Genomic DNA, 7,572 nt, shown 5'->3' on the forward strand with positions numbered 1-7,572 from the left:
AATGAGAAGGGGTGGCTGAAATGATGCAAGAAATGCCAATTTTACCATTAGTAGAACGGCTGACGGCTGGGCAAAGTGTGACGCTATCGATCAGTGACGGACAGGAGATTCACATTGCGCCAGAAGTCATCACCGGCAAGTTAACCGGGAACTTCATCAGTAGTGCGTTACCACAGGTTCGCTACGATGATCCCCGAATTATTTTAAAAGAAACTTTGGCAAAATTAGATGAACAGAGTTTAACGATCACAAGTATTGATTAACATTCGGTCGGTGGCACGACGTATTTGCGTGTACAAATGAGGTGCTGCTGGTTAACCACGATGGGGGAGAGCATTGTGAAGATTGATTTTGCTATGCTGACGACTAAGGAGGTTTTGCGGTTACGACTGCTAACCTATATCGAAGACCAACAGGGACACTTTAATTTAACTGATTTTGCCACGTCAGCTGAGATCAGTTATTCACGGGCCTATCACAGCCTGTTGAATTTACGGACAGAATTGCAGCAATTGGATGCGGCGACGACCCTGACAAAGGATGCGCTAGAGACGACTGTCACATTAGATGAGTATCGGCATTGGTTATATCAGCACAGTCTACCGTATCTGGTCATGGCGGCGAGTCTGACGGCAGAGTATACCTCAACCGCGGCTTTTTGTGCTGCTCATCAGGTGAGCTTGTCAACACTTAATCGACGGTTACGACCAATGAAGCAACAGCTCACGCAATATAATTTACAATTGGTCGCTACACCCTTACGGCTAACGGGCAATGAGACGTTGATTCAATTGTTGTATTTCATGCTCTATACCACGACGTTAACGCCGATAAGTGAATTGCCAGGCTTACCAGATAAAATGCGACCGTTGCACGATGCGCTAATGACAACCTATACGACTTCCAAGCTCTATCAGGAATCATCCGGGCTAAAATATCGCCGGGATTTGTTGATTACGTTGGCATTATTGCGCTTATCTCAAGGCTATCGTTATCCGGCCTTACGCTTACCGTTGGCTCATTTAACGGATTTACGCCAATTAGCGACGCAATTTCAGCAACAATTGGGGGACACGCCACAACAAGCCTTGGCTGAGCTGGCGACCTTAGATTACTTGTTGACGACTTCCCCGTATTTTGTGCGGGCATTACAGCCGGATGCGATGGCCCGTTTATATCGCGGACTTCGCCAGCGAACCACACCGGCTTATGAATTAGCCCCCGGAGTAGTTGAACTGGCAGATTTTGCGACGGGACACGATTGGTTTGCCAATTGGTTATTTGCCTTGTGCCAATTTATGTTGCTCTTTAAAGTCGATCCGTTCATGCGGGCTGAAATTACCGCGTTGTACCGGCCAACGCCGGAATCAACGGCCGCTGGTACAGCCATTATTACCAGCATGGGAAGCTTATATCCACAGCAAGTGGGGGTGGCCGATCAACGATTGATTCAAAAATATCTGAGCAAGTATACGAACGGGTTGTCGCTAACGGCCGCTAAAGTGGAAATTTTAGTATCACATGATATGTACGGCGTGACCACTGACATTTTTAATCGGTTACTGAGCGGGGTGGTTCACGTCAGTCTGCTAACGGAGCAAACAACGATTGTTGATCAACAACGGGCGAATTACTTGGTTATTTATGGGGTGGATGAAACTGCTGTGTCATTTGCTCAGCGCCATCACCTAGAGACGTTTCATTGGATCAAGGAACTGGATTATGGCGAGAACTTCGATCGATTGTTACGTACGTTACGCCATCATGATCTGTCCTTGTTTGCCCTAGACTTTAATAATCGGGGAACACATTTGGAATCGTAAAGTTAGGATACGCTGGAATCGAAGTGATTCTGGGTATCCTTTTTCATTATCAATGGTGCATGCTTAATCTTATTTAGTGATGTCTCACAAGTAAAAGTGCGGTAGAATAAGGACAAAAATGATTGGGAGGTAGTGAGATGACGCCAACAGCATTTAATACCGGGCGGGTACAAGTGAATAAGACAATCGCGGAGCTGCGATCTTTGGGTAAGGACGCGCGTGAACGAGTTCCGTTCTCACAATTGGGTCAGTACCAGCCACTTGATCGGGATAGTAATCAACTGATGGATCGGATTCGCCGGTTGCTGATTCCAGAATTGTTACCAGAACGTACGCGGCGAATGGCTGCCTCACCTTTTGCTTTTTTTCGCGGAACTGCGGAGTTAATGGAAGCCGATCTCCGGCAGCAGCCCAATTCTACGATTGAGACATTTGTTTGTGGGGATGCCCATATCGGTAATTTTGGTTTTTATGCGTCACCAGAACGACGCTTGCTATTCGATTTAAATGATTTTGATGAAGCCGGCATCAATCCGTGGGAGTGGGATCTCAAACGATTACTAGTTAGTGTTTTACTGGCGGCTCAGGCCAATGGAATTAAAGAAAAGAAGATTAAACAGTTTTTGCCGACGGTTGCCGCTAGTTATCGAAAGAGTATGAAGCAAATGTTCACGCAAACCACGCTAGCGCGCTTTTATCCCTTAAATGACGTTGAAAAACTCATTCAGGCTAGCGCATTGACGGATGCCGATTCACAACTGCTGATGACAATTATCAATCGGGCCAGCAAACGTGACTCCGAGCAGGTCGTCCGAAAGTTTACTACTTTGGATAGCCGAGGTAACTTGTGCTTCCGCGAAAATGCACCAAAAACCACGCATGTGACCGACGATGTGACGACCCATATCGCAACTTATTTTGCGGCTTACCGGCAAACGGTACGACCGGATGTGAATTTGTTATTATCGCAATACCATTTGACGGATGTCGTCCGGCACAGTGTTGGGGTGGGAAGCTTTGGTTCACGGTGTTATTTGGTCTTATTGACCAGCATCGATGGCTCTCATTTGGTGCTACAAATTAAAGAAGCCCTGCCAACTCGACAACAAGGCAGTCAGACACTGGCGCAATTAACGGTGGCTCAAGAACAGACAGAAGGCCAACGGATTGTCGATTGCCAAAAGATTTTGCAGTCAGCGTCTGACTCGTTTCTCGGCTACTTTGCGGGGAATCAACACAGCTTCTATGTTCGGCAGTTCCGTGACATGAAAGAATCTATCGATTTAACGCAGCTAGATTGGGGCCAGTTGCAGACCTACGCGAATACCTGCGCCTGGACACTAGCGATTGCCCATTGTCAGAGTCCTACAGCAGCCATGATCCGGGGCTATATCGGTGGCGGTAAACAGTTTGATGAACAACTAGCAGCTTTTGCCAGTGCTTACGCACAACAGGTGCAGACGGACTACGAAAGCTTTGTGGCCTATCGCCTACCTACGAAGCAACCTTAGCCATCTTGGGCGGGTTCGTGCTACAATGAAACCGAATACATATCGGTGAGGTGAACGGACATGTCTGGACAGGAACAGATTCAGCAAATCATGCAGCTCTACGGGGCGATAACTCGGTGCTATAATCATCCGTTAGATAACTTGACCGTTAACTTGCCACAATGCCAATTGTTGGGGTATGTGGCTAGTGACCATTTGTCGGTTGCCCAAGTGGCTAAACGGTTAGGATTTTCGGCTACTAGAACGTCCAATTTAGTTGTTGATCTGTGTCGACAGGGGTATTTGAAACAGCAATTGGCGCCAGATGATCGGCGCCGTCGCTACTTGGAATTAACGACGACTGGACGAACATTACTCGCAACGATTGAACAACAATTACCGTCGGCGTTATCGGTTCTTCTGACCGATTTACAACGGACGACGCACTAAAAAAATCTCATCACCAGGGGGTTACCCCAAGTGATGAGATTTTTTAGTGGGTCCTTTTAAGAATGACTTTCACGTTTTTTCAATGAACGGACTGATTGCCGATGGTACCAGCCATCGGCTAAGAGACCGGCCAGTAAACACATGAATAGGCCCCCTGCACCCAGACTGGCTAGGCCAATGACCGTTAATGTGAGTTGACCACTAACAATGGCAGCAAGGCCGGCAATGACAAGCACGGCGATAAACAAAGGAGCAAGTGTCTCCATAAAAAATTTGGTATGGGTCATGAACCTCTCACTTTCTGTAAAAAATAGACTAGCTGATATTATCTTGCAAATGGTATGAAAATACAAGGAAAAATCGAATTTTAGCATTATTATTTTATCGGGTAATATAAAATAAAAGTTAGACGCGGCTAAAAATAGCTTTACAAACGCTGATGAGTCAGTATAATAGTGACATACTGAGGAGATAGGGGAATTGAAAGAATGACAGACAACGTTTCAGCAAAGTCGGTACAAGGCGACTTGACAAACGGACCGTCATTGGCGGAGATTAATGGGTCAGTACGGGTTCCTAAGGAGAAAGGGTTCGTTCGTAACTTATTAGCTTTTTCGGGGCCGGGGGCCCTCGTCGCCGTTGGTTATATGGATCCGGGGAATTGGGTGACGTCGATTGGTGGTGGCGCCCAATATGGTTACTTACTTATGTCCGTGATCTTAATGTCGAGTTTAATTGCGATGCTGCTACAATACATGGCGGCTAAACTGGGCATTGTGACGCAGATGGATTTGGCCCAAGCAACCCGGGCGCATACGGGGAAGCGGATTGGCGCGGTGCTATGGGTCATGACGGAGTTGGCCATTATGGCAACGGATATCGCTGAGGTTATTGGGGGAGCGATTGCCTTAAAACTTTTGTTTGGTGTCCCCCTGATTTTAGGGGTATCGCTAACGGTTTTAGATGTTTTATTACTATTGTTATTAACCAAATTAGGCTTTCGAAAGATTGAAGCGATTGTCCTGTGCTTGATTTTGGTAATTCTGGTGGTCTTCGCATATGAGGTCGTCATCGCCCAACCTAATATGGGGCAAGCAGTAGCGAGCTTTGTGCCGCAAGCAGAGATTATGCGGCCGGGACAGTTGACGATGGCATTGGGAATTGTTGGGGCAACAGTTATGCCGCACAATTTATACCTGCACTCATCTATTGCGCAGACGCGAAAGTTTGATCGGCAGGACCCAGCCGAAATGGCCCGGGCAGTTAAATTCACAGCGTGGGATTCGAATATTCAGCTATTTGGTGCTTTTATTATCAATTGTTTACTTCTATTGTTAGGAGCGGCGATGTTTTTCGGCAAAGATGCTGGTGCACTGGGAACATTTGGCCAGCTCTATGATGCGCTGCAAGACAATCGACTGGCGGGAGCAGTGGCCTCACCCGTATTATCGACGCTCTTTGCAGTTGCTTTACTTGCCTCTGGGCAGAATTCAACGATTACGGGAACCTTGACGGGACAGGTAATCATGGAAGGGTTTATCAATATGCGATTACCCATTTGGGTTCGGCGCCTAGTGACCCGGTTGATTTCTGTCGCCCCCGTCATTATTGTGACCATCTTGTATGGTGGTAGTGAGCAGGCGCTAGATCGGCTGTTGGTCAACTCACAGGTTTTCCTGTCCATTGCGTTGCCGTTTTCAATGATTCCATTGACGATTTTCACATCATCAAAGCGGATTATGGGTGCTCGGTGGGTTAATCGGTGGTGGGTAACCACGTTGGCTTGGGGCTGTACGGCTATCTTGACGGTATTAAATATTCAGATTGTTTGGGCGACGATGACGACGCTCTTTTGATAATGGTGTATTGACTTTTACACAGGACCCCGGTATCATCGAGTGCATAAGCAAAGAAGCAGTTCAGTAGTGGTGGCGGCTCCGGTTGAGAGATTTGACGGTGCTGGGAGTCAAAACGTCCGTGACCATGAATTACCCTGTGGAGCGGCCGAGGTATCGGCGGGTCATTCCGTTAACAATGACGAGCGGTTGTCAATCGACAACAACTTGGGTGGTAACGCGGATTTCAATTCGTCCCTGATGGTTTTAACCATTGGGGACTTTTTTATTGGAGAAATAATTAGGAGGACGAGCGTATGTCAATTATTGATGAGTTAAAGTGGCGAGGTGCGATTAATCAGCAGACTGATGAAGCTGGGTTGGCCGAATTGGTCGATGAGAAGTCAGTGGGGCTCTATGCAGGAATTGATCCTACGGGAGATTCTATGCATATTGGACACTTGATTCCTTTCATGATTTTGAAACGATTCCAGCTAGCAGGACACCGGCCACATATTTTAATCGGTGGGGCAACTGGGTCAATTGGGGACCCTTCTGGTAAGAAGGCCGAACGGGTTTTACAAACAATGGATCAGGTGCATCATAATGAAGCGTGCTTGACGAAGCAAATGGAACATCTCTTTGGTCAAGACGGTTCCTTTAAGATTGTTAACAACTACGACTGGCTGTCTAAAGTTTCCTTATTAGATTTTCTTCGTGATTATGGGAAGCTCTTTAACGTCAATAACATGTTAAACAAAGAAGTCGTGGCCTCTCGATTGGAAGTTGGGATTTCTTACACTGAATTCACGTACCAAATTCTGCAATCCATTGATTTTCTACATCTATATGAAGCAGAAGATGTACAACTCCAAATTGGGGGTGCCGATCAATGGGGAAATATCACGGCCGGAATTGATTTGATCCATAAGCAAAAGGGTGCGGATGCTAAGGCTTATGGGTTAACGATTCCATTATTGTTGAAAGCTGATGGCACGAAGTTTGGTAAGTCGGAAGGCGGTAATATTTGGTTAGATCCCGAAAAGACATCACCTTACGAATTCTACCAATTCTGGATTAATACGGATGATCGGGATGTTATCAAGTTCTTGAAGTACTTTACGTTCTTAGATCAAGATGAGATTAAACAATTGGCAGATGCTGTAGCTACCCATCCAGAAAAACGGGAAGCTCAAATTCGGTTAGCTGAAGAAGTTACGGCGTTCGTTCATGGGAAAGAGGCCGTGGTGGAGGCCCAGCATATCACGAAGGCCTTATTCTCCGGGGATGTTGCGGCGTTAACGGCGAGCGAAATTGAACAAGGCTTCAAGAAGATGCCAGCAGTAACGGTTAGTCCAGCCAAGAAGAATATTGTGGAATGGTTGGTGGATGATACCCAGATTGAATCTTCACGGCGTCAAGCACGGGAAGATTTAACCAATGGTGCTATCCGGATTAACGGCGAAAAGGTAACTGATACGGATGCTGAAATTGACCCGGCTAGTGCTTTTGATGGTAAGTTTGTCATTGTTCGGCGCGGGAAGAAGCGGTATTTCTTGGCTCGCGTAGTGGGTTAAATAGGATTTTAGGAAGCACGAACGTTCATTGCGAATGTTCGTGCTTTTTGTTGGAAAAAGTAAAACCGAACGGTTATAATTTAAGAGTCAGGGAACACACGGCCTCCGGGTAACTATTCAACGGCTTTCAGGTAAATGATATGTCTTTGAAAAAAGATGCAATTATTTTCATATTTTAGTTGACGTGTCGGTGCTCACTTGGTATAGTTATATACGTTGTCACGACGAGTAACCAACTAGACCAATTCGAAAGATTGAAATTAGTTGTTGACAAGTAAGACAACGATATGATATATTAATTAAGCTGTCGCATTGAGATAGCGAATCAACGAGAAACGTTGTTAAATCAAATTTCTTGTTGACATCAAATCAGCAACATGATATGATGATTAAGTTG

The 7,572-nt window shown here is 46.0% G+C and carries 7 protein-coding genes and 1 other annotated feature; of the genes, 6 read left to right on the forward strand and 1 reads right to left on the reverse strand.

The window, feature by feature from the left end; translation table 11 throughout:
- Positions 1-20: 20 nt before the first annotated feature.
- The 4 genes from FC61_RS09745 to FC61_RS09760 all read left to right on the forward strand — a co-directional run bounded on the left by FC61_RS09745 (position 21) and on the right by FC61_RS09760 (position 3,763).
- On the forward strand, positions 21-263 hold the full coding sequence (locus FC61_RS09745) for a hypothetical protein (protein WP_011667207.1): 243 nt from the start codon (positions 21-23) through the stop codon (positions 261-263).
- A gap of 75 nt (positions 264-338) precedes the next feature.
- Positions 339-1,823, forward strand: coding sequence for a helix-turn-helix domain-containing protein (locus FC61_RS09750; protein WP_035464817.1), 1,485 nt, complete (start codon positions 339-341; stop codon positions 1,821-1,823).
- A 137-nt stretch (positions 1,824-1,960) separates the two neighbouring features.
- Positions 1,961-3,334 (forward strand): DUF2252 domain-containing protein, encoded by a 1,374-nt coding sequence (locus tag FC61_RS09755; RefSeq protein ID WP_011667393.1) that lies wholly within the window; start codon positions 1,961-1,963, stop codon positions 3,332-3,334.
- 60 nt (positions 3,335-3,394) lie between these two features.
- The gene (locus FC61_RS09760) at positions 3,395-3,763 is read left to right on the forward strand and encodes a MarR family winged helix-turn-helix transcriptional regulator (protein WP_021742184.1); all 369 of its coding nucleotides are present in this window, start codon (positions 3,395-3,397) and stop codon (positions 3,761-3,763) included.
- Positions 3,764-3,819: 56 nt separating this feature from the next.
- Here the strand turns inward: FC61_RS09760 and FC61_RS09765 are convergent, their stop codons facing one another.
- Positions 3,820-4,050 (reverse strand): hypothetical protein, encoded by a 231-nt coding sequence (locus tag FC61_RS09765; protein ID WP_035464819.1) that lies wholly within the window; start codon positions 4,048-4,050, stop codon positions 3,820-3,822.
- Positions 4,051-4,251: 201 nt separating this feature from the next.
- On the opposite strand from FC61_RS09765, the gene FC61_RS09770 reads away from it, so the two are divergent.
- Together FC61_RS09770 and tyrS are read left to right on the forward strand one after the other, a co-directional pair.
- Entirely contained in the window at positions 4,252-5,619 is a 1,368-nt protein-coding gene (locus tag FC61_RS09770; RefSeq protein WP_021742186.1) for an Nramp family divalent metal transporter, read from the forward strand.
- Positions 5,620-5,663: 44 nt separating this feature from the next.
- Positions 5,664-5,861, forward strand: a binding site (T-box leader).
- Between the two features lie 54 nt (positions 5,862-5,915).
- Positions 5,916-7,175: a tyrosine--tRNA ligase gene (tyrS, locus tag FC61_RS09780; RefSeq protein WP_021742188.1), complete on the forward strand. Its 1,260-nt coding sequence runs from the start codon at positions 5,916-5,918 to the stop codon at positions 7,173-7,175.
- The last annotated feature ends 397 nt before the right edge of the window (positions 7,176-7,572 follow it).

Source organism: Levilactobacillus brevis ATCC 14869 = DSM 20054, assembly GCF_001433855.1.
GTDB lineage: Bacteria > Bacillota > Bacilli > Lactobacillales > Lactobacillaceae > Levilactobacillus > Levilactobacillus brevis.